Raw genomic sequence first — 26633 nt, 5'->3', positions numbered from 1 at the left:
GGCGGCTACGCGGCGGGCTACTACAGCTACCTGTGGGCCGAAGTGCTCAGCGCCGACGCGTTTGCGGCCTTCGAGGAGGCCGGTGTGTTCGACGCCACCACCGGCGCCCGCTATCGCCGCGAGATCCTCTCCGTCGGCGGCTCCCGCCCGGCCCTGGAAAGCTTCGTCGCCTTCCGCGGCCGCGAACCCCAGCCGGATGCGCTGCTCCGGCCTTATGGTTTGGCGGCTTGACGATCAAACGCAAACACGGGTGCGCGGATCAGAGCGGAAAACACGGATAAGAGCGGATAGAGCGATTTAAATTGAAGAGAATCCGCTCTTATCCGAGGTTTCCGCTGTTATCCGCGTTCAATTCGTGGACGGTCGTCGGGCGATGAATCCGGGACGACGCCTTGCGCTCATCGTGGCGTGTGCCTTGTTCATCGAGAACATGGACTCGACGGCGATCGCGACCTCGTTGCCGGCGATCGCGGCGGACCTGGGCACGGAGCCGATCGCGCTCAAGCTTGCGCTCACCGCCTACCTGCTGGCGCTGGCGGTGTTCATTCCGGTCAGCGGGTGGATCGCCGATCGCTTTGGGGCGCGCAGTACCTTCATGGCGGCGATCGCCGTGTTCCTGCTGGGGTCCCTGGCCTGCGCCGCCAGCGGCACGCTGGAGCAGATGGTGGCGGCGCGCTTCCTCCAGGGCATGGGCGGTGCACTGATGGTGCCGGTGGGGCGGCTGGTGCTGCTGCGCACCGTGCCCAAGAACGAACTGGTGCAGGCGCTGAGCTGGCTCACCATCCCGGCGCTGGTGGCGCCGATCCTCGGCCCGCCGTTGGGCGGCCTGATCGCCACCTACAGCGACTGGCGCTGGATCTTCCTGATCAACCTGCCGATGGGCCTGCTCGGGCTGTTCCTGGCCTGGCGCTTCGTGCCCGACCTGCGCGAGCCGGTGAAGCCGCTGGACTGGACCGGGTTCGCGCTGTCGGGCCTGGGCCTGGCGCTGGCGCTGTTCGGGTTCTCCAGCCTGGGGCGGCACATGGTGTCCACGCCGGTGGCGGCGGTCTGCCTGGTCCTCGGGCTGGGCGGCATGGCCGGCTACGTCTGGCAAGCGCTGCGGCACCCGCACCCGCTGATCGACCTGCGGCTGCTGAAGCTGCCGACGTTCCGCGCCGGCGTGATGGGCGGCATGCTGTTCCGCATCGGCATCGGCGCCACGCCCTTCCTGCTGCCGCTGATGCTGCAGCTCGGCTTCGGCCTGACGCCGCTGGCCTCGGGCCTGCTGACCTTCGTATCGGCGGTCGGCGCGATGTTCATGAAGACGATCGCGGCCACCGTGCTCAAGCGCTTCGGCTTCCGGCGCGTGCTGTGGATCAACGCGCTGCTGGCCTCGGCGATGCTCGCGGGCTTCGGCCTGTTCCGCGCCGACACCGCACACTGGGTGATCATGGCGGTGCTGCTGGTGTCGGGCTGCTTCCGCTCGCTGCAGTTCACCAGCCTCAATGCGATCAGCTACGCCGAAGTGGACCCGGCGCGCATGGGCCAGGCCAGCAGCCTGTCGGGAATGATGCAGCAGCTGTCGCTGGCGCTGGGCGTGGCGATCGGTGGCTACGCGCTGCAGCTCGCGGGCGCCTTCACCGGCCAGGACTATGCCGACGCCAGCAACTTCGGCTGGGCCTTCCTGACCGTCGGCACGATCTCCGCGCTGTCGGCCTGGGTGATGTTCCGCCTGCCGCATGACGCCGGCGCCGAGATGGCCGGCCGCGCCGAGGCCGGCCACGAAGTCACCGAACCCAAGGCCGCCCAGCGGCCCAATACCTGAGGGGGTTGGGGGGCGGGCGCGGATTGGAAGGTTTTGAGCGAAAGCGTTTTGGACGCGGATTGACGCGGATGAACGCGGATAGATCAAAAGCGTTTTGAGTGGTTCAAGGCGAGTCCTGCGAGCCGGCGGAGCGCCCATCCGGACTTGGCTCTATCCGCGTTCATCCGCGTCAAAAAGCACTGGCTCTCACTTGACGGCCTCAAGCTCCCACAGCAGCCACGCGGGCGAAAGCTGCGCGCGTTTGCCGCGCAGGAAGCGGGCCCAGCGGCGCAGGGCGCGGGCGAAGCGCTTGCCCGGGCCGTGGTTGAGCGGCGAGCCGGCCAGGGTGCTGTAGGCGCTGGCGCGCTCGGTGCGGAGCACGCGCAGGGCGCGGAACTTGCCCTGGAAGCCGTACATCCGCCCCAGCGGCGAATCGCCGCAGAAATACGCGTGGGTCTCGTCGGTGATGAAGTTGACGTGGGTCGGATCGACGAACGCCTCCGGATGCGGATACGCCGGCGTCAGCGCGTACAGACGGCCACCAGGCGCCAGCACGCGCCAGATCTCGTCCATCAGGCGCACGAAGGGGAAGCAGGTGCCGCCGGCGCCGTCCGGGAACAGCCGCGGCACGTGCTCCAGATAGTCGAAGGCCGACACCGAGCCCAGGCTGTCGTCGGCGAAGGGAATGGGCTGCAGCACCAGGTTGGCGACGCGGTGCTCGTAATCCACCGGACCGGCGGGTGCGCGGATGTCGACGCCGTAGAGCGTGCCGCGGCCGTAGGGGTTGCGCGGCTGGGTGCCGCAGCCGAGATCGAGGTGCGTATCGGGGGGGGTCATGCCCCGAGTATGCCCAAGACGCCGCCGGGCATCACCCGAAGTAGGCCCGGAAGGCCGAGATCGCGCGCGCCAGTCCGGCATCGTCGATGTCGAGGTGGGTCACCAGCCGCAGCCGTGCGCTGCGTCCGGCGGAGATACGGATGCCGGCATCGGCGAGGTGCGCGGCGAGCGCCGCCTGCCGGCCCTCGGGCACGGTGATGAACACCAGGTTGGTCTGCGGCGCTTCGACCTGCAGGCCCGGCAGGTCGCGCAGGGCCTCGGCCAACTGCGCCGCGCGGCGGTGGTCGTCGGCCAGCCGCTCGACGTGGTGGTCCAGCGCGTGCTGCGCCATCGCCGCCAGCTGGCCGGCCTGGCGCCAGCCGCCGCCCAGCACCTTGCGCCAGCGCCGCGCCTTGTCGATCAGGGCGTGCGACCCCAGCAGCACCGAGCCCACCGGCGCGCCCAGGCCTTTTGACAGGCACACCGACACGGAATCGAAGTGCGAGGCGATATGGGCCGCGCTGACGCCGCCGGCGACCGCGGCGTTGTAGAGCCGCGCGCCGTCGAGGTGGAAGCCCAGGCCGTTGGCCTTTGCCAGCTCGCGCGCCTGCGCCAGGTAGGGCAGCGGCAGTACGCGCCCGTGCCAGGTGTTCTCCAGCGCCAGCAGCCGCGTGCGCGCGAAGTGCGGGTCGCCGGCCGGCTTGATCGCGGCGGCCACGGCCTCCAGCGGCAGCGTACCGTCGGGCGCATTGACGATCGGCTGCGGCTGGATCGAGCCCAGCACCGCGGCGCCGCCGCCTTCGTACTTGTAGGTGTGCGCGTCCATGCCGACCAGGTACTCGTCGCCGCGCTCGCAGTGCGCCATCAGCGCCAGCAGGTTGCTTTGCGTGCCGCTGGGCACGAACAGGCCGGCGGCGAACCCCAGCTCGCCGGCCAGGCGATCCTGCAGCGCGTTCACGCTCGGGTCGTCGCCCATCACGTCGTCGCCGACCGGCGCGCGCAGGCCGGCCTCGCGCATCGCGTCGGTGGGGCGGGTGACGGTGTCGCTGCGGAGGTCTACCGGGTCCATGCGCGGCCTGCGTGGCGGAAACGAGCCGCCACTCTGGCCGAGCCGCGCCCCGAAGGCAACGCTCAGGCCATGCGGCGCAGGGTGTCGTCGCGGCGGATGAAGTGGTGGTACAGCGCCGCCGCCACGTGCAGGCCGACCACGTAGTAGAAGGCCGTGCCCACCCACTCGTGCAGGTCCTCGAGCTGGCCCGCGAGCGCGGCATCCGGCGCCATCAGCGCCGGCAGCACGACCTGGGTGAAGGGAATGAAGATGTCCTTGCCGTCGGTCCAGGCGGTGCCCAGGCCCAGCAGCGGCTGCACCAGCAGCATCGCGTACAGCAAAAGGTGCCCGGCCTTGGCCGGCAGCGCCTGCCAGGCCGGCAGGGGCGGCAGCACCGCGGGCGCGGGCCGCGAGAACGCCAGCAGCAGGCGCGGCAGCATCAGCGCCAGCAGGGTGATGCCGACCCAGAAATGCGCCTGCACCATCGCCAGTCGCGCGGGCGTGCCGCGCTCGAACCAGACGCGGCCCTCGATGAAGACGAAGGCCAGCACCACGCCCAGGAACATCAGCCAGTGCAGGGCGCGGCGGGACGGGGCGTAGCGGCGGGGGGAGGCCATGGCGGTCATCCTGAGGGGGCGTTGGAAGCCAGTTTGCGCCCAGCGTCGCCGCCCGCCTTGACCCGCGTCAAGCGGTCGCGGCCGGCAGCGCGAACCGTTAGCATTCGCGCATGGACACCACCACGATCGCCAGCTGGAACGTCAACTCCCTCAACGTCCGGCTGCCCCATCTCGAGGACTGGCTGAAGCTGCGCGCGCCCGACATCGTCGGGCTGCAGGAGACCAAGCTCGAGGACGACCGCTTCCCGGACGACGCGCTGGCGGCGCTCGGCTACCGCAGCGTGTTCGCGGGCCAGAAGACCTACAACGGCGTCGCCATCGTCTCGCGCGAACCGGCCACCGACGTCCAGGTCGGCATCCCCGGCTTCGAGGACGAACAGAAGCGGGTGATCGCGGCGACCGTGGGTGGCCTGCGCATCGTCAACCTGTACGTGGTCAACGGCCAGGACGTCGGCACCGACAAGTACGACTACAAGCTGCGCTGGCTCGACGCGGTCCATGGCTGGCTGGCCGGGGAGATCAAGGCGCATCCGCAGCTGGTCGTGCTGGGCGACTTCAACATCGCGCCCGACGACCGCGACGTGCACGACCCGGCGGTCTGGAACGACGCCTGCATCCTGACCTCCACCGCCGAGCGCGCGGCGCTGCGGCGGCTGCTCGACCTCGGCCTGCACGACAGCTACCGCCTGCACAACGAGGAAGGCGGCGTGTTCAGCTGGTGGGACTACCGCGCCGCCGGCTTCCGCCGCAACCTGGGCCTGCGCATCGACCTGTGCCTGGTCAGCGACGCCCTGCGCGAGCGCTGCGTCGGCGCCAGCATCGACAAGGAGCCGCGCACCTGGGAGCGCCCGAGCGACCACGCCCCGGCGCTGGTGAAGATCGCCCGTTGAGCCTTTGCCGGCGGGTATGAAAAAGCCCGGCGTGAGCCGGGCTTTTCCGTTCTTGCGGGACTCGGCGGTCAGGCCGGGATGCCGTGGTTCCTGCGGGCTTCGGCGATGCGCTCCTTCACCAGCGGCGACAGGTTGGTCTGTTCGGCCTGGGCGAAGATCTTGGCCAGGACGCGCTTTTCCTCGTCGTCGACCTGCTGGTCACGCAGGGCCAGGCCGAGCAGGAAGTTCAGTTCGCCCAGGTCCATCTGGCCGTCGTTGAAGACGCGGATGGACGAGTAGGCGATTTCGATGTGGCTGTGGGGCTTGATCACGTTCAGGGGTCTCCGGTTCAGTCTTTCTTCTTCTCGTCGCGCTTGCCGACGAGGTCATCGAGCTTCTTGGCCCGCCAGTCGCCTTCGGTGACGCCGGCGCCGGCCGCGAGGCCCGCGAGGTCACCGCCGGTGATGCCGACGTCGCGCATCAGCGAATCCAGCAGCGGGGCCTGGGCACGATAGCGCAGGGCGCTGGCCACGACCTGCTCGGCCAGGTTGCCCTGGCCGCCGCCGTTGCCGCCGCCCTCGCCGCCGCCCTGGCCGCCGGCCGCCGCGGCATGGCCGCCGTTGAGGCCTTCGACCTGGATGATCTTGATGCCGTCGATCGACTCCATCGGCTTGACGCTCTCCCGGATGATGTCCGGCAGGTGCTTGAGGATGGCCAGGCGCAGCTGCATCGCGATCTGGTCGGTGGACAGCATGTTCGCCGCCTCGTTGAGCGCGTGCTGGCCCTCGGCGTCGACCTTGTAGCGGGCTTCCGCGGCTTCGGCCCGCAGCTTCTCGGCGGTGGCGTCGGCTTCGGCGCGCAGCTTCTCGGCCGTGGCGTTGCCCTCGGCCTCGATGCGGCGCTGGTCGGCGTTGGCGGTGGCGATGGTGCGGATCGCCTCGGCCTTCTGCGCCGCGGCTTCCTTGTCGGCGGTCGCGGCGACCGTGATCGAGATCTGCTCGCGCTCGGCTTCCTTGGCCGCCTCGACCAGCTCGATGCGCTTCTGGCGCTCGGCGCGCTCGACCTCACGCACGGTGTCCACCTGCTCGGCGGCCTTCACCGCCATGGCGCGGGCGGCGTCGGCCGCGGCCAGGGCCTCGGACTGCGCCTTGGACTTCTCGGCGATGGCGATGGCCTTGTCCTGCTCGGCCAGCTCGACGATCTTGAGCTGCATCACGTGCGCGGTATCGACGTTCTTCTGCTTCTCGATCTCGCGCTCCTTGAGCTGCTGCTCCATCGCGATGCGCTGCTCCTCGACCGCGCGCTGGGCGGCGATCTTGGCCGAGTCGACCTGCTGCTTGGCGGTGATCTGCGCGCCCTCGGCCTCCTGCTGCTTCTGGGCCTGCTCGCGGGCGATCTCGGCGGCCTGGGCGGCGCGGCGGATCTCGATCTCGCGGGTCTGCTCGATCTGCGCGTACTCCTGGTCGCGGGCGATCTGCAGGCGCTGCTGCTGGGCCTCGAGGTTCTTGCGCTGGACCTGCACCTCGGTGTCCTGCTCGATCTCGTTGCGCTTCTTGCGGCGCAGCTCGATCGCCTCGGTCAGCTTGGTCAGGCCCTCGGCATCGAAGGCGTTGTCGGGGTTGAAGAACTCGCGGCTGGTCTGGTCCAGGCCGGTCAGCGACACCGACTCGAGCTCGAGGCCGTTCTTGAGGATGTCCTCGGACACCACCTGCTGCACCTTCTGCACGAACAGCGAACGCTGCTCATGCAGTTCCTCCATGCCCATCTCGGCCGCGACCGAGCGCAGGGCGTCGACGAACTTGCCTTCCACCAGCTCCTTGAGCAGCTCCGGCTCCATGGTCTTCATGCCCAGCGTCTGGGCGGCGTTGGCGATCGATTCCTCGACCGGCTGCACGCGCACGTAGAACTCGGCCTGCACGTCGACGCGCATGCGGTCGCGGGTGATCAGGGCCTGTTCGCGGGCGCGCTGCACGTCCAGCTTCAGCGTGTTCATGTTCACGCGGATGATCTCGTGCAGCACCGGGAACACCAGGGCGCCGCCGTTGACGATCACCTTCTGGCCGCCGAAGCCGGTGCGCACGAAGGAGACTTCCTTGGTGGCGCGGCGGTAGAGGCGCGCCACGACCAGCAGCACGAAGAGCAGGAAGCCGACGGCGACCGTCGCCATGACCAGGATGCCGACCAGGTCCATACCTTTGAAGTCCATTGTTGTTTACCTCAGGAGTGCAGTGCGGGGTTGTTGTCGCGGATGGCGCGGTACACGGCGCCTTGGTGCGAGATCAGGAGGACCGAGTCGCCGGCCTGGAAACGGGCGCCGTCCTCGTCCGGCTCGAGCATCACGTAGTGCGTCTGGCCGTGCTGGTCGCGGACCTTGGCCTGCGCCGGCGAGCCCTGGCTTGCGGTGCCCAGCACGATCGTCGCCATGCGGCCGACCAGGCCCGACTGCGACACCGACTGGGTTTCGTCCTTGGGCAGCACCCGCGCCAGCACGCCGCCGAACACGCGGATGCAAGGCAGGGTGACCGGCAGCACGGCGGGTGCGGCGATCCACCAGGGCAGCAGCCAGCCGGTGAAGGCCCAGAGCGTGCCCTGCAGGACGTAGCCGGCCATGCCGAAGCTGACCAGGAACACGGCCAGCAGGATCAGCACCGGCACCTTGCCGAAGTGCAGCCAGCCCATGAACTTGTCGACCAGGGACACGGTGACCAGCTCCGACCCGTCCACCTCGCCGTGGTCGAAGTCGAACCAGCCGTCCAGGAAGCCGGACGCGCTGAGCCCGAACAGGAGGCCCAGCAGTTCCAGCGTCGCCAGCACCAGCATCATCGCTAGCGCGAGCGTGAACGGGAGATTGGCGCCGGCGGTGATGAAATCGAGCATGTCGGGCATCCGATGGGGGGTGGGCGACGGTCCCGGCATTCACCGGGACCGCGGGGCGGTCACTTGCCGGACTTGGCCTTCACTTCGGCCAGTCGCTCCTGGATGCGGTTCTTGCGCGACAGGTCCTCGAGCTCGGCCAGCTTGGCCGCATCCGCGCCCATCGCCGCTGAGCCCGGGACGCCGCCCGCGCGGCTCATGACCCGGTTGAAGGCGTTCTCGGCCTCGCCGACCTTGCGGCTGGGGCTCTTGCCGCCCGGCCCGCTGGCGCCGGCAGCGGCACCCGCCGCGGCGGCGGCCTTCTGCGCGGCGCGGAACTGGTTGAGCTCGGTCTCCATCTCGCGACGGCGCGCGGCCAGCGCGGCGACGTAGCCTTCCAGCTCCTTCTGCTGGTTGGCGGCATCGGTGATGCTGGCCTCGAGCACCGGCAGCTGCGCCTCGATGTCGAACTGGCGCGCGATGGCGGCCTCGGCCAGGTCCTCGCGGCCCTGGGTGACGGCCAGTTCGATCTGGTCGCCGAGCTCTTCGTGCTTGCGGTTCTCCTCCAGCAGGCGCTTGTTGGCCAGGTGCTTGGTGGCCAGCACCTTGCCCAGCTCGACCCGGACGTCGTCGGTGGCGCCGTCGATCTCGCGCAGCGCCTGCTCCATCACGACTTCGGGGGCGGCGTTTTCAACGGCATCGATCAGGGCATTGACCGAACCGGCGATCAGCCGGCCAACGCGGGTTCCGATGGCTTCTTTCATGACTTTTTCCCCTCTGCTGAGTGACGGCGGGTCAGGATGACCTCGGTGAGTTCCAACGTGCCCCTGACCCCTTCCGAGACGATCGAGGGATCATAGCAAGGCGCTTTTTCAGTGACGGCCAATCGGAGCACCGCCTCCAGGTAACGGAATATCCGGTCGGCGACGCCCGCTTCGAAGGCCTTGAGGCCATCGTCGCCCTTCTTCGGGGCGTGCTCGGGGCCGGCCATCAGGTAGGCCACGAGGTCGGGCAGCCAGTAAAGCGTGTCGGCGATGAGCTCGGAGCGCTGCCGCGACGTCAGTTCACGCGCACGGAGCAGCTGGCTGGTGGGTTCGAGCAGTTCGCGGATCCGGACCAGGCTGGCCTCGTAGGTGCGGCCCTCCTCGGCTTCGGTGCGGGCCCGGGTGATCAGGGTCCGGATCTTCTCGCTCGGGGTGGCGGCGCCCGACAGCTCCAGCGAGGCCAGGAAGGCGGCGTCGTCGTCGGTGATCCGGACACTGATGGGGGTGCTCTTGCTGGCCATGTCTGCAAGTCCGCGTGGATTGCAGTCAAATGTATACGAATGAAAACACTTGTCAACACCCATGGTCCGGCCGGCGCCCGCCAGGCCTGGCCCCGGACCCGGCCCGGATCCTGTGGGAGGGCGCGACGTTGGCGCAATGAAAAGAGGCCCGCGCCATTTCCCGACGTCGCCGGAAAATGACGCGGGCCCCTCGTCGGGACGCGCGGCCGTCAGGGCTTGAGACAGCGGTCCAGGAAGGCCTCGGCCAGGCGGTAGCGGTGCAGGGCATCGGCGCCCTGCAGGCCGTGCTTGGCGCCGGGGTAGGTCATCAGCTCGAACGGCGTGCCGCGCTTCTGCAGCTCCGACATCAGCTTGGTGGAGTTGGTGAACAGCACGTTGTCGTCGGCCATGCCGTGCACCAGCAGCAGCTTCGAGCGCAGGCCGTCTAGGTGGGTGAAGACCGACGCGACCCGATAACCCTCGGGGTTGGCCTCGGGATGGTCCATGTAGCGCTCGGTGTAGTGGGTGTCGTACAGCGCCCAGTCGGTCACCGGCGCGCCGGCCACGCCGCAGGCGTAGTGGTCGCTGGCCTGGGCCAGCAGCATCAGCGTCATGTAGCCGCCGTTGGACCAGCCGTGCACGCCGATGCGGTCGCCGTCGACCCAGGGCAGCGTGCGCAGGTAGTCGACGCCGGCCTTCTGGTCCTCGACCTCCACCGTGCCCTGCTTGCCGTACAGCGCGCCGCCGAACTTCGCGCCGCGCCGCGGGGTGCCGCGGTTGTCGAGCGAGAACACAACGTAGCCGTGCTGCGCCAGGTACTGGTTGAACAGCGCATCGGCGCGGCCCGGCCAGGCGCGCGTCACCGTCTGCGTGGCGGGGCCGCCGTAGACGTACACGACCACCGGATACTTCTTCGCCGGATCGAAGTCCGCCGGCTTGACCAGGCTGTAGTGCAGGGTCTCGCCGCTGGCGGCGGTGAGCTCACCGAACGCCACCGAGCGGTGCGCGGCGCGGTAGGGCGCGTAGGGATGCGCCGGATCGGACAGGTCGTTGGCCACCAGCGTCGCCAGCGGCGTGCCGTCGGCGCGCAGCAGCTCGGTCTGGGGCGGCGTGGTGGGGTTCGACCACAGGTCGACGAACACCGCGGCGTTGGCGCTGAACACCGCCTGATGCATGCCGGCGGCGCGGGTGAGGCGCGTCGGCTCGCCGCCGGTGAGCGGCACGGCATAAACGTGGTTCTCCAGCGGCGAGTCGCGCGTGCCGGCCACGTAGGCCTGGCCCGCGGCTTCGTCGACGCCCAGCAGCGCTTCCACGGTCCAGTCGCCGGTGGTCAGCGCGCGAACGGGCCGGCCGTCGGCGTCGTGCAGGTACAGGTGCTCGAAGCCGCTGCGTTCGGACAGCCACAGGAAACCGCCGTCGGCGAGGAAGCGCAGGCCGTCGTGCAGCGGCACCCAGGTCGGACTGGTCTCGGTCAGCAGCACGCGCTGGCGGCCGGTGGCCAGCGTGGCTTCCACCAGGTCCAGGCGGCGCTGGTCGCGCGACTGGCGCTGGAAGGTCAGCCGCTGCGGGTCGCGCCAGTCGACGCGCGCAAGGTAGATGTCGGTTTCCGGGCCCAGGTCGACCTCGGTGATGCCGCCGCCGGCGCCCAGCGAGGCGACGTGCAGGCTGATGCGCACGTTCGGATCGCCGGCGGCCGGGTAGCGCTGCTCGACGATCTCGGTGCGGTCGGCGTAGACCTCCGGGCGCTTCTGCACCGGCACCGGCGACTCGTCGATGCGCGCGAAGGCGATCGCCGAATCATCCGGCGCCCACCAGTAGCCGGTGTGCCGGCCCATTTCCTCGTCGGCCACGAACTCGGCGACGCCGTTGCCGATCACGTCGCTGCCGTCGGTGGTCAGCGCGCGCTCGCGGCCGGTGGCCAGGTCGATCACCCACAGGTTTCGGTCGCGCACGAAGCTGACGAAGCCACCGCGCGGCGACACCTTCGGGTCGGTGGCGAAGCCGGTGCCCGAGGTGAGCTTGCGGACCGGGTCGTCGACGCCCTCGGCGAGGTCATAGCGGTAAAGTTCGCCGCCCAGCGGGAACAGCAGCGACTTGCCGTCGGGCGCCCACTGGTACTCGACGATGCCGCGGAAGGCGGCGATGCGCTGGCGCTCGCGCCGCGCCTTCTCCTCGTCCGACAGCACCTCGTCGCCGGGCAGCACCACCGCCGAGTCCACCAGCAGCCGGCGCTCGCCGTCGGCGATGGCGTACTCCCACAGGTCGAGCTGGAAGCGGTCCTCGGCCTTGCCCTGCAGGAAAGTCACGCGGGCGCCATCCGGCGAGATCGCCGGCTTCATCAGGCTGGGGCCGGACAGCGGCGCGCCGCCGGTGATGGCTTCGAGCGTGAGTTGGTCGGCGTGCACGGCGGGGGCTAGGGTCATCATCGTGGCCAGCAGCAGGCTCTTCATCGGTTCGCGTCCTTGGTCGGGGCCATGCCCTGGTAGTTGATGCGCACCCAGCGGTCGGGCGGCAGGAAGCCCTTGCCCCACTTCTCGTCGAACTCGGCGGTGGGGCGTGCGGCGATCACTTCCTCCAGCGTCTTGCCTTCACCGATCAGCGTTTCCAGCCGCGCGTGCACGACCCGCAGCATCTCCAGGTACTCGGCCAGCTCCTGGCGCCCGATCACCATCGGGCCATGCCCGGGGATGAAACGGGTCTCGGCATCGGACATCGCCAGCAGGCGCGCGGTGGCGTCGGCCATGCCCTTGAGGCTGCCGCCGTTGCTGTAGTCCACCACCGGGTAGAGCCCGTAGAACACCAGGTCGCCGGTGTGGATGACGTTGGTCTCGGGCAGCTGCACGATGGCGTCGCCGTCGGTGTGCGCGCTGGGGATGTGGATCGTGCGCACGGTGTGGCCGCCGACGTGGAAGGTGATCTGGTCGTTGAAGGTGATCACCGGCAGTGCGCCCTTCGGCGCGGCCGGCACGGTGCGGTCGAAGGCCGCCATCACCTGGTCGGACGAGAGCCGGGTGCGCACGTTGTCGTGCGCCACCACCAGCGTGCCCGAGTCCGCGAAGGCCTCGTTGCCGCCGGTGTGGTCGCCGTGCCAGTGCGTGTTGAGCACGAAGCTGACCGGCTTGTCGGTGATCGCGGCGATGGCGGCGCGGATCTTGGGCACCATCGGCGCGTACTGGTCGTCGATGAGGAAGGCGCGGTCCTCGCCCACCACCAGGCCGAGGTTGCCGCCGGCGCCCTTGAGCGCATACACGCCCTCGGCGACCTGCGTGCTTTCAACCTCGATCTTCGAGAAGTCCTGCGCGGCCGCCGGCAGCGCCAGCAGCAGGGCCGCGATCGCGGCGGGTAGGCGAACGGTGCGGGGCATGGTGGACTCCGGGGTGGTCAGGGGTTCAGGCGGGGCGCCCGAACAGGTTGCGGCGCATCTCGTCGGTCATTCCGGCGGGACGCTTGTAGGTCTGCTCCAGCGCGTAGGCGCGCACGAACGCCGGGCGCGCGGCCAGGGCGTCGTGCCAGCGGCGCACGTGCGGATAGTCGGCCAGGTCGATGTGGTGCCAGGCGTGCGAGACGGCCCAGGGATGGCAGGCGAGGTCGGCGATCGACAGCGCGTCGTTGGCGATGAAGGTGCGGTCGGCCAGGTGTTTGTCCAGCACGCCATACAGGCGCGCGGTCTCGCGCTGGTAGCGCTCGATCGCGTACGGCACCTTCTCCGGCGCGTACCGGGTGAAGTGGTGGTTCTGGCCCAGCATCGGCCCGAAGCCACCCAGCTGCCAGGACAGCCATTCCAGCACCGCCTTGCGCTCGCGCGGGGCGGCGGGCAGCAGCTGGCCGGACTTCTCGGCCAGGTACTGCAGGATGGCGCCGGATTCGAACACGCTGATCGGCGCGCCGCCGTCGGCCGGTGCGTGGTCCACGATCGCCGGCATGCGGTTGTTGGGCGAGATGGCCAGGAACGCCGGCTTGAATTGGTCACCGGCGCCGATGTCCACCGGCACGATCCGGTAGGGCAGGCCGGCTTCCTCGAGGAAGAGGGTGATCTTGTGGCCGTTGGGCGTGGGCCAGTAGTACAGGTCGATCATGCGGAGGCGTCCTCAGGCCAGGTAGCCGCCGTCCACCGGCAGCGCGACGCCGGTAAGGTACGAGGACGCCGGTGAAGACAGGAACAGCACCGCCGGCGCGATCTCGCCGGGCTGGGCCATCCGGCCCAGCGGGATCAGGCGCAGCATCATGTCCATGATCTTGGGGTTGCCGGTGAGCGCCGAGGCGAACTTGGTGTCGGTCAGGCCCGGCAGCACGGCGTTCACGCGCACGCCCAGCGGCGCCAGCTCCTTGGCGAAGCCTTCGGTCATGTTGACGATGCCGGCCTTGGTCATCGAGTACACCAGCTGGCCCGGCGCGGCGCGTTCGGCGTTCACCGATGCGATGTTGATGATGCTGCCGCCGCGGCCCTGCATGCGCCGCGCGGCCTGTACGGTGGTCCAGAAATAGCCGCGCAGGTTCACCTCGACGGTCTTCTCGTAGGCGTCGAGCGTCATGTCGATGGCAGGGCCGAAGTAGGGGTTGGCAGCGGCGTTGTTGACCAGGACGTCGACGTGGCGGCCGGCGGCGTCGAGCTTGGCGAACAGGGCCTCGATCGCGGCCGGGTCGCCCACGTGCACGGCATGCGCCTCGGCCGAGCCGCCGTCGGCCCGGATGCTGGCGGCCACGGCCTCGCAGCCCTCGAGCTTGCGGCTGGTGCAGATGACATGGCCGCCAAAGTGGGCCAGCAGGCGGGCGATGGCCTCGCCGATGCCGCGGGAGGCGCCGCTGACGAGAACGGTCTTGCCGGTGAGGTCGAACAGCGGATCAGGCACGGAAATCTCCACGGGAACGTGTGGTTGACGTACGGATTGGTATGCTCGGGAATCTAGCACAGGCCCCGTCGAGGCCTGGCACACACCGGGGGAACGATCCATGTCGCAGCGACGGGTACTGATCACGGGGGCGGGAAGCGGTCTGGGGCAGGCGTTGGCGATGCGTTACGCCAAGGCCGGCGCCCGGGTGGCCTGCGTCGACATCGACGCCGCGCGCGCCGAACTCACCCGCGCCGCGCTGCCGGGCAGCGGCCACCTCACCATGGCCGCCAACGTCGCCAGCGACGAGGCCATGGAGCAGGTGCACGAAACCGTGGCCCGCGAGTGGGGCGGCCTGGACGTGCTGGTGAACAACGCCGGCATGGCCACCGGTGGCGCCATGGTCGACACCACCATGGCCGAATGGCGCACGGTGCTCGACGTGAACGTGCTCAGCGTGGTGCGCGGCTGCCGGCTGTTCCTGCCGGGCATGATCGCCGCCGGCCAGGGCCAGGTGGTCAATACCGCCAGCTTCGCCGGCCTGGCCGGCGCGCCCAGCATCATGAGCTACGGCGTGTCCAAGGCAGCCGTGGTGGCGCTGTCCGAGCAGCTGCGCGCCGAGCTGCACGACAAGGGCATCCGGGTCAGCGTGCTGTGCCCGGCTTTCTTCCGCACCAACCTGCTCGAAAGCTGGCAGGGCAATCCCAAGCTCAAGGATTTCGCGGCGAAGATGATGGCGACCTCGCCCGACACGCTCGACACGGTCGCCGACGCCGCCTTCGCCGCCGTCGAGCGCGGCGAGTTCCTGGTCATGCCGACCAAGCGCGAGCCGATGCGCTGGCGCCTGAAGCGCTGGCTGCCCGAAACCTACTTCCGGCAGCTGCTGAAGATGGTCAAGTCGCGCACGGCGGGACACTGACATGGACTGGATGATCTACGGCGCCAACGGCTACACCGGCCGGATGATGGTCGAGGAAGCGGTGAAGCGCGGCCTGCGCCCGGTGCTGGCCGGCCGCAGCGCCGCCGCGCTGGAGCCGCTGGCGCAGGCGCACGGCCTGCCGGTGCGCGCCTTCGCGCTCGACAACCCGCAGGCGCTGCGCACGGGGCTCAACGGCATCGGCCTGGTGATGCACTGCGCCGGCCCGTTCTCGGCCACCTGCGCGCCGATGCTGGACGCCTGCCTGGACGTCGGCGCGCACTACCTCGACATCACCGGCGAGATCGACGTGTTCGCGCACTGCCACGCGCAGCACGACCGCGCCCGCGACAAGGGCGTGGTGGTGCTGCCGGGCTCGGGCTTCGACGTGGTGCCCACGGACTGCCTGGCGGCCCAGCTCAAGCGGGAGCTGCCGACGGCCGATTCGCTGGTGCTGGCCTTCGAGGCCGGCGGCGGCCCCAGCCCCGGCACCGCCAAGACCAGCGTCGAGGGCCTGGGCAAGGGCGGTCGCGCCCGGATCGACGGCAAGCTGACGCGGGTGCCGCTGGCCTGGAAAACGCGCACCTTCGAGCGTGACGGCGAGGCACGCTTCGCCATGACCATCCCCTGGGGCGACGTCTACACCGCCTTCGTGTCCACCGGCATCGGCAACGTCGAGGTCTACATGGGCGTGCCGCCGGACACCGCCGGCAAGCTGCGCCGGCTGCGGCTGCTGGGGCCGCTGCTGGGCCTGGGCCCGGTGCAGTCGCTGCTCAAGAAACAAGTGGCCAAGCGCGTGCGCGGCCCGTCCGACGCCACCCGCGGCAAGACCGGCTGCGTGGTCTGGGGCGAGGCCCGCGATGCCGCGGGCCACGAAGTGAAGCGTCGCTTGCGCACGCCCAACGGTTACGAGATCACCGTCACCGCCGCGCTCGGCATCGTCGCCCGCCTGCTCGGCGGCCCGGCCCCGGCGGGTGGCTACTACACGCCCTCGGCCCTGATGGGCGCCGATTACGTGCTGTCGCTTCCCGGCGTGAGCCTGGACTGAAGCGCCCGCCCCGGCCGGCTTGGCAGGCCGGGGCAATGCCACTACGCTTCGCCTGCCCGTTCCCCGGGCCACACTGGAGTAGAACCATGCGCATGCCCGCCATCGTCATCGGCGTCATCCTGCTCGTCCTCGGCGGCCTGATCGCCGGCGGCGTGTTCAAGTTCCAGACCACCGAGAAGGTCGCCGACCTGGGCCCGATCGAGATCAACAAGACCGACACCAAGACCCCGCCCCTCAACCTCGGCTGGATCCTGCTCGGCGCTGGCGCCGTGGCGGTCGTGGTCGGCGTGGCCAGCAAGAAGTAAGCGGACGACCCCATGAACCAGACTGCTCCCGGCGCGGCGCCGAAGCTCGGCCCACTGTCCACCCTGATCTTCGCGTCGCGCTGGCTGCAGCTGCCGCTGTACCTGGGCCTGATCGTGGCCCAGTGCGTCTACGTGTTCCTGTTCCTCAAGGAACTCACCCACCTGGTGACCGATGCGAACACCCTCACCGAGCAGGGCATCATGCTCCTGGTGCTGGGCCTGATCGACGTGGTCATGATCTCCAACCTCCTGGTGATGGTGATCGTGGGTGGTTACGAGACCTTTGTCTCGCGCCTGAATCTTGCGGGCCATCCGGACCAGCCGGAATGGCTGAGCCACGTCAACGCCTCGGTGCTCAAGGTGAAGCTGGCGATGGCCATCATTGGCATCTCCTCGATCCACCTGCTCAAGACCTTCATCGAGGCCGGCGCGATCGGCGGCCTGCCTCTCTGCGACACCCCGGCTGGCCTCCTGGCGCAGGAAGCCATGTTGGCCGCGGCGGCCAAGGGCAAGGGCTGCACCACGGTCACGGAGACCGGCGTGATGTGGCAGACCATCATCCACATGGCCTTCATCGTGTCCGCCATCGGCATTGCCTGGACCGACAAGCTCATGTCGCAGTCGATGGCCGCCAACAAGAAGCACTGACCGACCCTGCAGGAGGGCCTTCAGGCCCGAAGCTTTTCGCCCTGTCGCTACGGGCCTGAAGGCCCGCCTGCACTTGCGCGCCGGTACAATGGCGCCATGGATGTCTCCCACCTGATCGATGAACTCAACCCGGCACAGCGCGAGGTCGTCACCGCGCCGCCGGGCCATGCCCTGGTGCTGGCCGGCGCCGGCTCGGGCAAGACCCGCGTCCTGACCCACCGCATCGGCTGGTTGAACGAAGTCGTGGGCGTGCCCGCGCACGGCATCCTCGCCGTCACCTTCACCAACAAGGCCGCCGCCGAGATGCGCGCCCGGGTCGAGGCGCTGCTGCGCAACGGCGCCCGCGGCATGTGGATCGGCACGTTCCACGGCCTGGCGCACCGGCTGCTGCGCCTGCACTGGCAGGAGGCCGGCCTGCCCGAGTCCTTCCAGGTGCTGGACCAGGACGACCAGGTGCGCCTGCTCAAGCGCATCAGCGCCGACCTCGAACTCGACGAAGGCCGCTTCCCGCCGCGCCAGATGGCCTGGTGGATCAACGCCCAGAAGGACGAGGGCCGGCGCCCGCAGCACATCCAGCCGGCCGGCGGCGACTTCTACGGCCAGACCATGCTCAAGGTCTACGAGGCCTACCAGGCGCGCTGCCAGCGTGCCGGCCTGGTCGACTTCGCCGAGCTGCTGCTGCGCGCGCACGAGCTCTGGCTCGAGCATCCGGCCCTGCTGCACCACTACCAGCAGCGCTTCCGGCACCTGCTGGTCGACGAGTTCCAGGACACCAATGCCATCCAGTACGCCTTCGTGCGCGTGCTGGCCGGCGATACCGGCGAAGTGTTCGTGGTCGGCGACGACGACCAGGCCATCTACGGCTGGCGCGGCGCCAAGGTCGAGAACGTGCAGCGCTTCCTGCGCGACTATCCGGGCGCGCGTACGCTCAAGCTCGAACAGAACTACCGCTCCACCGGCAACATCCTGGCCGCCGCCAATGCCGTGATCACCCACAACCCCGACCGCCTGGGCAAGCAGCTCTGGACCGCCGACGGCGAGGGCGACCCGATCGACCTGTTCGCGGCCTACAACGAGGTCGACGAGGCGCGCTTCGTCGTCGAGCGCGTGCAGGCCTGGATCCGCGACGGCGGCAGCGCCGGCGACAACGCGGTGCTCTACCGCTCCAACGCCCAGTCGCGCGCGATCGAAGAGCAGCTGGTGCAGGCCGGCCTGCCATACCGCGTGTATGGCGGCCAGCGCTTCTTCGAGCGCATGGAAATCAAGGATGCGCTGGCCTACCTGCGGCTGATGGCCAACCGCAGCGACGACGCCGCCTTCGAGCGCGCGGTGAACACGCCGCCGCGCGGCATCGGCGGCAAGACCCTGGACGAAGTGCGCCGGCACGCGCGTGAGCAGGCGCTGCCGCTGTGGAATGCCGCGGTCGCGCTGTCGGAAGGCGGCGCGCTGCCGGGCCGCGCGCGCAACGCCCTGCGCGCTTTCGCCGACCTGGTGGACGCGCTGCAGGCCGACACTGCCGACCAGCCGCTGCACGAGCAGTTCGACCACGTCATCGCCACCTCCGGGCTGCGCGTCCACTACGCGCAGGAGTCGAAGGGCCAGCTCGATTCGCGCACCGAGAACCTCGACGAACTGGTGTCGGTTGCCAGCCGCTTCGAGCGCCGCGACGACGAGGCCAGCGCCGAGATGAGCGAGCTGGTCGCCTTCCTCAGCTACGCCTCGCTGGAGGCCGGCGAAGGCCAGGCCGAGGCCGGCGAGGACGGCGTGCAGCTGATGACCCTGCACAGCGCCAAGGGGCTCGAGTTCCCGCAGGTGTTCCTGGTGGGCATGGAAGAAGGCCTGTTCCCGAGCGGCAAGTCGATCGAGGAAAGCGGCCGGCTGGAGGAAGAGCGCCGCCTGGCCTACGTCGGCCTGACGCGGGCGCGCCAGAAGCTGGTGCTCACGTACGCTGAATCGCGCCGCCTGCACGGCATGGAGATGTACGGCACGCCCTCGCGCTTCCTGCGCGAGATCCCGCCGGCGCTGGTGCGCGAGGTCCGCCCGAAGGTCAGCATCAGCCGGCCCTCCTACGGCGCACCGCGGGCCGCGGCGCTGGAAACCTCGACGGGCCCGGCGCTGCGCCTGGGCCAGCGCGTCGTCCACGCCACCTTCGGCGAGGGCACGGTGATGGATGCCGAAGGCAGCGGCCCGCACGCCCGCGTCCAGGTCAATTTCGAACGCGGCGGCGCCAAGTGGCTGGTCCTGGGCTACGCCAACCTCAGTCCCGCCTGACCCTTTCTGCAGGAGGGCCTTCAGGCCCGAAGCTTTTCGGCGAACAGCTTCGGGCCTGAAGGCCCTCCTACCGGGGCGTCGGGCATAATCGGGGCCTGCTCAACGGGGACGACTCCATGAAACGACGTGAACTCCTGCGCGGTGCCGGCGTGGCCGCGGTGGCGACCGGCCTGGCAGCCTGCGGTGCGCGTCCCGAGGGCGCGGCGGCCACGGCGGCCTCGGCCGAGACCTTCGTCTGGAAAATGGTGACCTCCTGGCCGACCAACTTCCCGGGCCTGGGCACCGGCGCGGCGCGCCTGGCCGAGATGATCACCGCCGCCAGCGGCGGTCGCCTCACGGTGAAGGTGTACGGGGCCGGCGAACTGGTCCCGGCCTTCGAGGTATTCGACGCGGTCAGCCGCGGCACCGCCGAGATGGGCCATTCGGCCAGCTACTACTGGAAGGGCAAGGCCGCGGCGGCGCCGTTCTTCTGCGCGGTCCCCTTCGGCCTCAACGCCCAGGAAATGAACGGCTGGCTTTACGACGGCGGCGGACTCGAACTGTGGCGCGAGCTGTACGCGCCCTTCGGCCTGCTGCCGTTCCCGGCCGGCAATACCGGCGTGCAGATGGCGGGCTGGTTCCGAAAGCCGATCGTTTCGCTGGCCGACCTGCAGGGCCTGAAGATGCGCATCCCGGGCCTTGGCGGCGAAGTGATGGCGCGCGCCGGCGCCACGCCGGTGAACCTGCCCGGCGCCGAGATCTTCAGCTCGCTGCAGTCCGGTGCGATCGACGCCGCCGAGTGGGTGGGGCCATACAACGACCTCGCCTTCGGCCTGCACCGCGCCGCGAAGTACTGCTACTACCCGGGCTGGCAGGAGCCGGGGCCGACGCTGGAGTGCATGGTCAACCAGGCCGCTTACGACACGCTGCCGCCCGACCTCAGGGAAATCGTCGCGCTGTGCTGCCGCGCGGTGAATGACGCGATGCTGGCCGAGTACACCGCGCGCAACCAGCAGGCCCTGGACGTGCTGGTGCGCGAGCACGGCGTCGAACTGCGGCAGCTGCCCGACGACGTGCTGCTGGCGCTGCGCCGCGTGTCCGACAAGGTGCTGGAGGAGACCGCCGCCGCCGACCCGATGGCCCGCCGTGCGCTCGATTCCATGCGCGCCTTCCGGGCCCAGGCCAAGGCCTGGCACGCCGTGTCTGAAGAGGCCTACTACGCCACCCGCGGCTGACCCTGCCGAAGGTCACGATCGCGCCGCGCAGGCAAAATAGCGGCTGAATGGGCCGGGGCCGGTTTGCCCCGGCCTCTTCGTATTCAGGGCCATCTCGAAAACGGAAGATGGCGTCATGGGAAAGTTCTTCAAACGATCGGCCTGGCTGGCGGGTTCGCTGCTGCTGGTGTTGGCGGCGATCTACGGTGGGGCGTGGTGGACTTCGGAGCAGGCGCTTGCGCGCGTCTACACCATCCACGATCCCTCGCTGGTCTTCGCCGGCGACGCCGCCGAGGCCGCGCGCGGTGCGCACCTTTACTCGGTGCTCGGCTGCGTCGAATGCCATGGCGCCGACGCCCGCGGCAAGCTCGTCTTCGACGCCGGTCCGGTGGCCCGCGTCGTGGGCTCCAACCTGACGCCCGCCGCTCTCGCCGAGCGCTACGACGCCAACCAGCTGGCGGCCGCGATCCGGCACGGTGTCCGCGCCGATGGCCGGGCATTGCGCTTCATGCCGGCCGGCGATTTCCAGCATCTGTCCGATGCCGATACCGCAGCCCTGGTGCGCCACCTGCAGTCCTTGCCGCCGTCGGACCATGCGCCCGGCGACACGGTGATCGGTCCGGTGGGCCGGGTGCTGCACCTGTTCGGAAAGTTCGACCTGGCGCCTGCGGAGCACATCGACCACCAGCGCCGGGCGCGCAGCGGCCCCGTGCCGGGCCCGAGTGCGGAGTACGGCGCCTATCTCGCCCACGTATGCACCGGTTGCCACGGCGCCGACTGGGCCGGCCAGCGCGTGCCGGGCACGCCGCCCGAGCTGCCGCCGGCCAGCAACCTCACGCCCCACGCCAATGGCCTGGCCGGCTGGACCGAAGCGGACTTCATCCGGGTCATCCGCGAGGGCAAGCGCCCCGACGGGCGCGAGCTGCACGGTTTCATGCCCTGGCGGGTCTATGCGGCGATGACCGACGAAGAGCTGCAGGCGATCTGGCGCCACCTGTCCACGCTGCCGCCGATGCCCGGACAGGCCGGGGGCTGAGCCGGCTCAGCCGTAGAGCCAGTCCGGCAGCGCGGTGGCCAGCGCCGGGAACGCGGCCACCAGCGCCAGCATCAGCAGCTGCAGGCCGATGAAGGGCAGCACGCCGCGGTAGATGTCGCCGGTGGCCAGCTCCGGCGGCGCCACGCCCCGCAGGTAGAACAGCGCGAAGCCGAACGGTGGCGTCAGGAACGAGGTCTGCAGGTTGATGGCCATCATCACGCCCAGCCACACCGGGTCCACGCCCAGCGCCAGCAGCACCGGGCCGACGATGGGCACGACCACGAACACGATCTCGATGAAGTCGAGCACGAAGCCGAGCAGGAACATCAGCAGCATCACCGCCACCACCGCGCCCCATTTGCCGCCCGGCAGCGCGCTCAGCGCCTCGTGCACCAGGTCGTCGCCGCCGTAGCCGCGGAACACCAGCGAGAACAGCGCGGCGCCGAGCAGGATGGCGAATACCATCGCGGTCACTTTCACCGTCTGCTCCGACACCTCGCGCAGGCGCGCCCAGCCCAGCTGTCCATACAGCGCCGCGAACAGGGTGGCGCCGACCGCGCCCACCGCCGCGGCCTCGGTGGCCGTGGCGAAGCCGCCCAGGATCGAACCGAGCACCAGCAGGATCAGCGACAGCGCCGGCACGATCGCGCGTACCAGCGAGAGCGCGCTGCGCGGCGCGGCGGAAGGCATCGCCGGCGCCCGCTCCGGCTGGCGCCAGGCAACCCAGAGCACATACGCCAGGTACAGCACGACCAGCCCCAGGCCCGGCACCAGCGCGCCGGCGAACAGGTCGCCGACGGAAATGGTTTCCGGCGCGAACACGCCCTGGCGCAGCTGCGCCTGCTGGTAGGCATTGCCCAGCTGGTCGCCCAGCAGCACCAGCACGATCGAGGGCGGGATGATCTGGCCCAGGGTGCCCGAGGCGCAGATCGCACCGCTGGCCAGGCGCGGGCAATAGCCGTTGCGCAGCATCGTCGGCAGCGAGATCAGGCCCATCGCCACCACGGTGGCACCGACGATGCCGGTGGACGCGGCCAGCAGCGCGCCCACCAGCAGCACCGCCACCACCAGCCCGCCGCGCTTCTTGCCGAACAGCGACGCGAGGGCCTCGAGCAGCGATTCGGCAATCCGCGATTTCTCCAGCATCACGCCCATGAACACGAACAGCGGCACCGCCACCAGCGTCTCGTTGGTCATCACCCCGAACACGCGGTTCGGGAAGGCCTCGAGGAAGCTGGGGTCGAAGCTGCCCATCGCGATGCCCGCGCCCGCGGCCAGCAGCGCCACGCCGCCGAGCACGAAGGCGACCGGGAAGCCGCTGGCCAGGCCCGCGAACAGGCCCAGCAGCAGCAACACGAGCATCAGGATGTGCTGGTCGTGCAGGCTCATCCGGCCTCGCGCGAGAAGGCCGGCGGCAGCGCCCGCAGCGCCAGCGCCAGGCCCTGCAGGAACAGCAGCCCCGCCGAGACCGGCAGCAGCGACTTGAGCAGGTACCAGCCGGGCAGGCCGCCGGGGTCGCGCGAGCCTTCGCGCGCCGACCAGCTGGCGGCGACGTAGTCCCAGCTCATCGCCAGCATGAACACGCAGAAGGGCAACAGCAGCAGCACCGTCGCGACCAGGGTCACCTGCGCCCGGCGTCGCGCCGACCAGCGCTGCGAGAACACGTCGACCCGCACGTGCCCGTCCTGCCGCAGCGTGTAGCCGAGGCCCAGCAGGAAGATCGCGGCGTGCAGCCACAGCATCGCCTCCTGTGCCGCCACCGAGCCGGCGTTGAAGGCATAGCGCGCCAGCACCAGGCCGAACACCAGCGCCACCAGCACGGCCGCCAGCACGCCGGCCAGGCGGCCGGCGGCGCCGTTGACGGCATCGATGGCGCGCAGCAGCGGCGCCAGGCGGCTCAATCCCATTCGTAGATCACCCAGTGCACCGGCTGGATGCGCGGGTCGCGCTCGTCGCGGTTGAACTTGCCGTTGCCGTCGGTATCCATCAGGTAATAGGGCGGGCCGCGCTCGGGCGTGACCTTGACCATGTACAGCACGCCGTTCTGGCGGTACTCCTCGACCCGGTCGCCATTGCGCTCGACCCGGATGGCGACCTCGGGCACGGCATCCTCGGCCGGCGCCGGGGCCTGGACCTTTTCGGGAATGGGGGCTTCTTCGCGGGCCGGTTCGGCCTGGGGCGACAGGGCCAGCAGCAGGGGGAGCAGGATGGCCATGGAGATGTCCTCGCGCGGGCCTTCGAGGATGGCAAATGCCGGGCGGGCGCTCAAGGCCCGCGGGGCTTAAAATCGGGGCCTTGTCCTGAAAGGCCCCGCCATGTCCCGCCTTGTCCTGATCGACGGCTCGTCCTACCTGTTCCGGGCCTTCCATGCGCTGCCGCCGTTGACGGCACCCGACGGCACGCCCACCGGCGCCCTGCACGGCATCGTCAACATGCTGCGCGCGACGCTGAAGGAAAACCCGGACTACACCGCCTTCGTGCTCGACGCCTCCGGCCCGACCTTCCGCGACGAGCTCTACCCGCAGTACAAGGCCAACCGCCCGCCGATGCCCGACGACCTGCGCGCCCAGGTCGAGCCGATGAAGGAGATCGTGCAGGCGCTCGGCTTCCCGCTGCTTTGCGTGCCCGGCGTCGAGGCGGACGACGTCATCGGCACCCTGGCGCTGCAGGCGCATGCCGCCGGGATCCCGGTCACCATCTCCACCAGCGACAAGGACTTCGCCCAGCTGGTGCGGCCGGGCATCACGCTGACCAACACCATGTCCGGCAGCGTGCTCGACGACGCCGGCGTGGTCGAGAAGTTCGGCGTGCGCCCGGACCAGATCGTCGACCTGCTGGCGCTGATGGGCGACACCGTCGACAACGTCCCGGGCGTCGACAAATGCGGGCCCAAGACCGCGGCCAAGTGGCTGGGTGAATACGGCACGCTGGATGCCGTGATCGCCGCCGCCGACAAGATCGGCGGCAAGATCGGCGAGAACCTGCGCGCGGCGCTCGACCGGCTGCCGCTGAACCAGCAGCTGGTCACCATCAAGACCGACGTCGCCCTCGACCAGGCGCCCACCGGGCTGGCCCTGCGTCCCCGTGACGTCGAGGCGCTGCGCGGGATCTACAGCCGCCTGGGCTTTGGCAGCGCCCTGCGCGAACTCGACGGCACGGCGGCGCCGGCCGCGCGCGGCGCACGACCGGTGTCGGCGCCCGCGCCCGCCGATGAGGCGCCGGATCCCGCGCTGTCCGCGGCCGGCGAGTACGAGTGCGTCCTCGACCGGGACGCCCTGGACCGCTGGATCGCCCGGCTGCAGGCCGCCGACCTGGTGTCCTTCGACACCGAGACCGATTCGCTGGACCCGATGCGCGCGAACCTGGTGGGCCTGAGCTTCTGCGTCGAGCCGGGCCAGGCCTGCTACATCCCGGTTGGCCACGACTACCCGGGCGCGCCCGCGCAGCTCGATCGCGCCGCCGTGCTCGACGCGTTGCGGCCGCTGCTCGAGGACGCCGGCAAGCCCAAGGTCGGCCAGCACGGCAAGTACGACCTGCACGTGCTGCGCCGCCACGGCGTCGACGTCCGGGGCTACGCGCAGGACACCATGCTCGAGAGCTTCGTGTACAACGCCGGCGGCCAGCGCCACGACATGGACACGCTGGCGCAGAAATACCTGGGCTACGCCACCATCAAGTACGAGCAGATCGCCGGCAAGGGCGCCAAGCAGATCCTGTTCTCGCAGGTGGCGCTGGACGACGCCACCCAGTACGCCGCCGAGGACGCCGACGTCACCCTGCGCCTGCACCGGGTGCTGTCGGCCAGGCTGGCGGCCGAGCCGACCCTGCAGGCCGTCTACCGCGACATCGAGATGCCGCTGGTGCCGGTGCTCACGCGCATGGAGGCGACCGGCGTGCTGATCGACGTCGCCGAGCTGCGCCGCCAGAGCGCCGACCTGTCGCAGCGGATGATGGCCGCGCAGCAGCGCGCGCACGAGCTGGCCGGGCGCGCCTTCAACCTCGATTCGCCCAAGCAGCTCGGCCAGCTGCTGTTCGACGAGCTGAAGCTGCCGGCCCTGGTGAAGACCCCGACCGGTGCGCCGTCCACCAACGAGGAGGCGCTGGAAGCCATCGCCGACCAGCACGAGCTGCCGCGCCTGGTGCTCGACTACCGGGGCCTGGCCAAGCTGCGCAACACCTACACCGACAAGCTGCCGGACATGGTCAACCCCGACACCGGCCGCGTGCACACCAGCTACCACCAGGCCGGCGCCGCCACCGGCCGCCTGAGCTCGAACGATCCGAACCTGCAGAACATCCCGATCCGCACCGAGGACGGCCGCCGCATCCGCAAGGCCTTCATCGCCCCGGAGGGCCGCCGCATCGTCGCCTGCGACTATTCGCAGATCGAGCTGCGGATCATGGCCCACCTCTCCGGCGATCCCGGCCTGCTCAGCGCCTTCGAAGGCGGCCTGGACGTGCACCGCGCCACCGCGGCCGAAGTCTTCGACGTGCCGCTGGACCAGGTCAGCAGCGACCAGCGCCGCGCCGCCAAGGCCATCAACTTCGGCCTGATGTACGGCATGAGCGCCTTCGGCCTGGCCAAGCAGCTGGGCATCGGCCGCGGCGAGGCGCAGGACTACATCGCCCTGTATTTCGGCAAGTACCCGGGCGTGCGCGACTACATGGAGCGCGTGCGCCAGCAGGCGCGCGAGCAGGGCTACGTGGAGACGGTGTCCGGCCGCCGCCTGCAGCTCAACGAGATCCACTCGCGCAACCAGGCCCAGCGCGCCGGCGCCGAGCGCGCCGCGATCAACGCGCCGATGCAGGGCACGGCCGCCGACATCATCAAGCGCGCCATGGTCTCGGTGCAGGACTGGCTGGACGGGCAGGGCGACCGCGCGGTCATGATGATGCAGGTGCACGACGAACTGGTGTTCGAAGTCGATGCCGGTTTCGTCGAGCCGCTGGTCGACGAGGTGCGGCGCCGGATGGTGGCCGCCGCCGACCTCCGCGTGGCCCTGGTGGTGGACGTGGGCACCGGCGCGAACTGGGACGAGGCGCATTGAACTGTGACGGATTTCGCCTTGTTTATCAGCGCCTTGCCGAAGGCATGAATGCGTCCTGAATCCGTTTCCCGATTAGCGGACCTGTTCAC

General features: G+C 70.1%; 26 protein-coding genes. 11 read left to right on the top strand and 15 right to left on the bottom strand.

Annotation, left to right across the window (positions count from 1 at the left end):
• The coding region (locus VFQ84_RS11455; RefSeq protein WP_325131764.1) for a M3 family metallopeptidase at positions 1-231 on the top strand (231 nt) is incomplete at its 5' end.
• Positions 232-373: 142 nt separating this feature from the next.
• Positions 374-1804 (top strand): DHA2 family efflux MFS transporter permease subunit, encoded by a 1431-nt coding sequence (locus VFQ84_RS11450; RefSeq protein WP_325131763.1) that lies wholly within the window; start codon positions 374-376, stop codon positions 1802-1804.
• 186 nt (positions 1805-1990) lie between these two features.
• Here VFQ84_RS11450 and VFQ84_RS11445 read toward each other — a convergent pair whose 3' ends face one another.
• The 3 genes from VFQ84_RS11445 to VFQ84_RS11435 form a co-directional block, all read right to left on the bottom strand.
• The gene (locus VFQ84_RS11445) at positions 1991-2620 is read right to left on the bottom strand and encodes a class I SAM-dependent methyltransferase (protein WP_325131762.1); all 630 of its coding nucleotides are present in this window, start codon (positions 2618-2620) and stop codon (positions 1991-1993) included.
• A gap of 31 nt (positions 2621-2651) precedes the next feature.
• The gene (ltaE, locus tag VFQ84_RS11440; protein WP_325131761.1) at positions 2652-3668 is read right to left on the bottom strand and encodes a low-specificity L-threonine aldolase; all 1017 of its coding nucleotides are present in this window, start codon (positions 3666-3668) and stop codon (positions 2652-2654) included.
• Between the two features lie 62 nt (positions 3669-3730).
• Positions 3731-4264 carry a cytochrome b gene (locus tag VFQ84_RS11435; RefSeq protein ID WP_325131760.1) on the bottom strand — a complete coding sequence of 178 codons (534 nt, stop codon included), beginning with the start codon at positions 4262-4264 and terminating at the stop codon, positions 3731-3733.
• Positions 4265-4374: 110 nt separating this feature from the next.
• Between VFQ84_RS11435 and xth the strand changes: the two genes are divergently transcribed.
• The gene (gene xth / locus VFQ84_RS11430; protein ID WP_325131759.1) at positions 4375-5154 is read left to right on the top strand and encodes an exodeoxyribonuclease III; all 780 of its coding nucleotides are present in this window, start codon (positions 4375-4377) and stop codon (positions 5152-5154) included.
• A gap of 68 nt (positions 5155-5222) precedes the next feature.
• Here the strand turns inward: xth and VFQ84_RS11425 are convergent, their stop codons facing one another.
• From VFQ84_RS11425 to VFQ84_RS11385, 9 genes are all read right to left on the bottom strand, one after another.
• Positions 5223-5465, bottom strand: coding sequence for a hypothetical protein (locus VFQ84_RS11425; RefSeq protein WP_325131758.1), 243 nt, complete (start codon positions 5463-5465; stop codon positions 5223-5225).
• Positions 5466-5482: 17 nt separating this feature from the next.
• Positions 5483-7339 (bottom strand): flotillin domain-containing protein, encoded by a 1857-nt coding sequence (locus VFQ84_RS11420; RefSeq protein ID WP_325131757.1) that lies wholly within the window; start codon positions 7337-7339, stop codon positions 5483-5485.
• 11 nt (positions 7340-7350) lie between these two features.
• Positions 7351-8010 carry a YqiJ family protein gene (locus VFQ84_RS11415; protein WP_325131756.1) on the bottom strand — a complete coding sequence of 220 codons (660 nt, stop codon included), beginning with the start codon at positions 8008-8010 and terminating at the stop codon, positions 7351-7353.
• A gap of 59 nt (positions 8011-8069) precedes the next feature.
• On the bottom strand, positions 8070-8750 hold the full coding sequence (locus tag VFQ84_RS11410; RefSeq protein ID WP_325131755.1) for a PspA/IM30 family protein: 681 nt from the start codon (positions 8748-8750) through the stop codon (positions 8070-8072).
• Positions 8747-9271 carry a hypothetical protein gene (locus VFQ84_RS11405; RefSeq protein WP_325131754.1) on the bottom strand — a complete coding sequence of 175 codons (525 nt, stop codon included), beginning with the start codon at positions 9269-9271 and terminating at the stop codon, positions 8747-8749. The genes VFQ84_RS11410 and VFQ84_RS11405 overlap by 4 nt, the downstream gene beginning before the upstream one ends.
• Positions 9272-9480: 209 nt before the next feature.
• Complete coding sequence (locus VFQ84_RS11400) at positions 9481-11700, bottom strand: S9 family peptidase (RefSeq protein ID WP_325131753.1); 2220 nt, start codon at positions 11698-11700, stop codon at positions 9481-9483.
• A complete protein-coding gene (locus VFQ84_RS11395; RefSeq protein ID WP_325131752.1) occupies positions 11697-12614 on the bottom strand; it encodes an MBL fold metallo-hydrolase in 918 nt (305 codons plus the stop codon). Before VFQ84_RS11395 ends, VFQ84_RS11400 begins: the two co-directional genes overlap by 4 nt.
• Positions 12615-12639: 25 nt before the next feature.
• Positions 12640-13326: a glutathione S-transferase N-terminal domain-containing protein gene (locus VFQ84_RS11390; protein WP_325131751.1), complete on the bottom strand. Its 687-nt coding sequence runs from the start codon at positions 13324-13326 to the stop codon at positions 12640-12642.
• 12 nt (positions 13327-13338) lie between these two features.
• A complete protein-coding gene (locus VFQ84_RS11385; RefSeq protein WP_325131750.1) occupies positions 13339-14100 on the bottom strand; it encodes a glucose 1-dehydrogenase in 762 nt (253 codons plus the stop codon).
• A gap of 100 nt (positions 14101-14200) precedes the next feature.
• Here VFQ84_RS11385 and VFQ84_RS11380 point away from each other — a divergent pair, with 100 nt between their 5' ends.
• From VFQ84_RS11380 to VFQ84_RS11350, 7 genes are all read left to right on the top strand, one after another.
• Positions 14201-14998 (top strand): SDR family NAD(P)-dependent oxidoreductase, encoded by a 798-nt coding sequence (locus VFQ84_RS11380; RefSeq protein WP_325131749.1) that lies wholly within the window; start codon positions 14201-14203, stop codon positions 14996-14998.
• 1 nt (position 14999) lies between these two features.
• Complete coding sequence (locus VFQ84_RS11375; RefSeq protein WP_325131748.1) at positions 15000-16043, top strand: saccharopine dehydrogenase family protein; 1044 nt, start codon at positions 15000-15002, stop codon at positions 16041-16043.
• An 86-nt stretch (positions 16044-16129) separates the two neighbouring features.
• Entirely contained in the window at positions 16130-16348 is a 219-nt protein-coding gene (locus VFQ84_RS11370; RefSeq protein ID WP_325131747.1) for a hypothetical protein, read from the top strand.
• A 12-nt stretch (positions 16349-16360) separates the two neighbouring features.
• A complete protein-coding gene (locus VFQ84_RS11365) occupies positions 16361-16996 on the top strand; it encodes a TIGR00645 family protein (protein ID WP_325131746.1) in 636 nt (211 codons plus the stop codon).
• A gap of 96 nt (positions 16997-17092) precedes the next feature.
• Positions 17093-19267: a DNA helicase II gene (gene uvrD / locus VFQ84_RS11360; RefSeq protein WP_325131745.1), complete on the top strand. Its 2175-nt coding sequence runs from the start codon at positions 17093-17095 to the stop codon at positions 19265-19267.
• A gap of 116 nt (positions 19268-19383) precedes the next feature.
• On the top strand, positions 19384-20481 hold the full coding sequence (locus VFQ84_RS11355) for a TRAP transporter substrate-binding protein (RefSeq protein ID WP_325131744.1): 1098 nt from the start codon (positions 19384-19386) through the stop codon (positions 20479-20481).
• Between the two features lie 115 nt (positions 20482-20596).
• Positions 20597-21496, top strand: coding sequence for a c-type cytochrome (locus VFQ84_RS11350; protein ID WP_325131743.1), 900 nt, complete (start codon positions 20597-20599; stop codon positions 21494-21496).
• Positions 21497-21502: 6 nt separating this feature from the next.
• Here the strand turns inward: VFQ84_RS11350 and VFQ84_RS11345 are convergent, their stop codons facing one another.
• The 3 genes from VFQ84_RS11345 to VFQ84_RS11335 are packed head-to-tail and all read right to left on the bottom strand — an operon-like array spanning position 21503 to position 23711.
• Complete coding sequence (locus tag VFQ84_RS11345; RefSeq protein WP_325131742.1) at positions 21503-22885, bottom strand: TRAP transporter large permease subunit; 1383 nt, start codon at positions 22883-22885, stop codon at positions 21503-21505.
• On the bottom strand, positions 22882-23403 hold the full coding sequence (locus VFQ84_RS11340) for a TRAP transporter small permease subunit (protein ID WP_325131741.1): 522 nt from the start codon (positions 23401-23403) through the stop codon (positions 22882-22884). The genes VFQ84_RS11345 and VFQ84_RS11340 overlap by 4 nt, the downstream gene beginning before the upstream one ends.
• The gene (locus tag VFQ84_RS11335; RefSeq protein ID WP_325131740.1) at positions 23394-23711 is read right to left on the bottom strand and encodes a DUF2782 domain-containing protein; all 318 of its coding nucleotides are present in this window, start codon (positions 23709-23711) and stop codon (positions 23394-23396) included. Before VFQ84_RS11335 ends, VFQ84_RS11340 begins: the two co-directional genes overlap by 10 nt.
• 100 nt (positions 23712-23811) lie before the next feature.
• On the opposite strand from VFQ84_RS11335, the gene polA reads away from it, so the two are divergent.
• Positions 23812-26544 (top strand): DNA polymerase I, encoded by a 2733-nt coding sequence (gene polA, locus VFQ84_RS11330; RefSeq protein WP_325131739.1) that lies wholly within the window; start codon positions 23812-23814, stop codon positions 26542-26544.
• Positions 26545-26633 lie beyond the last annotated feature (89 nt).

The sequence above is a fragment of the Arenimonas sp. genome, from assembly GCF_035721105.1.
In the GTDB taxonomy this organism is placed as follows: domain Bacteria; phylum Pseudomonadota; class Gammaproteobacteria; order Xanthomonadales; family Xanthomonadaceae; genus Arenimonas.
Note: the sequence above shows the minus strand (reverse complement) of the source record. Positions and strands in the feature narration are given on the sequence as shown.

Bases quoted from the DNA above. Each gene is read 5' to 3' on its own strand.
- VFQ84_RS11450 (WP_325131763.1), top strand. From the start codon at position 374: ATGAATCCGGGACGACGCCTTGCGCTCATCGTGGCGTGTGCCTTGTTC.
- VFQ84_RS11445 (WP_325131762.1), bottom strand. From the start codon at position 2,620: ATGACCCCCCCCGATACGCACCTCGATCTCGGCTGCGGCACCCAGCCG.
- ltaE (WP_325131761.1), bottom strand. From the start codon at position 3,668: ATGGACCCGGTAGACCTCCGCAGCGACACCGTCACCCGCCCCACCGAC.
- VFQ84_RS11435 (WP_325131760.1), bottom strand. From the start codon at position 4,264: ATGGCCTCCCCCCGCCGCTACGCCCCGTCCCGCCGCGCCCTGCACTGG.
- xth (WP_325131759.1), top strand. From the start codon at position 4,375: ATGGACACCACCACGATCGCCAGCTGGAACGTCAACTCCCTCAACGTC.
- VFQ84_RS11420 (WP_325131757.1), bottom strand. From the start codon at position 7,339: ATGGACTTCAAAGGTATGGACCTGGTCGGCATCCTGGTCATGGCGACG.
- VFQ84_RS11415 (WP_325131756.1), bottom strand. From the start codon at position 8,010: ATGCTCGATTTCATCACCGCCGGCGCCAATCTCCCGTTCACGCTCGCG.
- VFQ84_RS11410 (WP_325131755.1), bottom strand. From the start codon at position 8,750: ATGAAAGAAGCCATCGGAACCCGCGTTGGCCGGCTGATCGCCGGTTCG.
- VFQ84_RS11405 (WP_325131754.1), bottom strand. From the start codon at position 9,271: ATGGCCAGCAAGAGCACCCCCATCAGTGTCCGGATCACCGACGACGAC.
- VFQ84_RS11400 (WP_325131753.1), bottom strand. From the start codon at position 11,700: ATGAAGAGCCTGCTGCTGGCCACGATGATGACCCTAGCCCCCGCCGTG.
- VFQ84_RS11395 (WP_325131752.1), bottom strand. From the start codon at position 12,614: ATGCCCCGCACCGTTCGCCTACCCGCCGCGATCGCGGCCCTGCTGCTG.
- VFQ84_RS11390 (WP_325131751.1), bottom strand. From the start codon at position 13,326: ATGATCGACCTGTACTACTGGCCCACGCCCAACGGCCACAAGATCACC.
- VFQ84_RS11380 (WP_325131749.1), top strand. From the start codon at position 14,201: ATGTCGCAGCGACGGGTACTGATCACGGGGGCGGGAAGCGGTCTGGGG.
- VFQ84_RS11375 (WP_325131748.1), top strand. From the start codon at position 15,000: ATGGACTGGATGATCTACGGCGCCAACGGCTACACCGGCCGGATGATG.
- VFQ84_RS11370 (WP_325131747.1), top strand. From the start codon at position 16,130: ATGCGCATGCCCGCCATCGTCATCGGCGTCATCCTGCTCGTCCTCGGC.
- VFQ84_RS11365 (WP_325131746.1), top strand. From the start codon at position 16,361: ATGAACCAGACTGCTCCCGGCGCGGCGCCGAAGCTCGGCCCACTGTCC.
- uvrD (WP_325131745.1), top strand. From the start codon at position 17,093: ATGGATGTCTCCCACCTGATCGATGAACTCAACCCGGCACAGCGCGAG.
- VFQ84_RS11355 (WP_325131744.1), top strand. From the start codon at position 19,384: ATGAAACGACGTGAACTCCTGCGCGGTGCCGGCGTGGCCGCGGTGGCG.
- VFQ84_RS11350 (WP_325131743.1), top strand. From the start codon at position 20,597: ATGGGAAAGTTCTTCAAACGATCGGCCTGGCTGGCGGGTTCGCTGCTG.
- VFQ84_RS11345 (WP_325131742.1), bottom strand. From the start codon at position 22,885: ATGAGCCTGCACGACCAGCACATCCTGATGCTCGTGTTGCTGCTGCTG.
- VFQ84_RS11340 (WP_325131741.1), bottom strand. From the start codon at position 23,403: ATGGGATTGAGCCGCCTGGCGCCGCTGCTGCGCGCCATCGATGCCGTC.
- VFQ84_RS11335 (WP_325131740.1), bottom strand. From the start codon at position 23,711: ATGGCCATCCTGCTCCCCCTGCTGCTGGCCCTGTCGCCCCAGGCCGAA.
- polA (WP_325131739.1), top strand. From the start codon at position 23,812: ATGTCCCGCCTTGTCCTGATCGACGGCTCGTCCTACCTGTTCCGGGCC.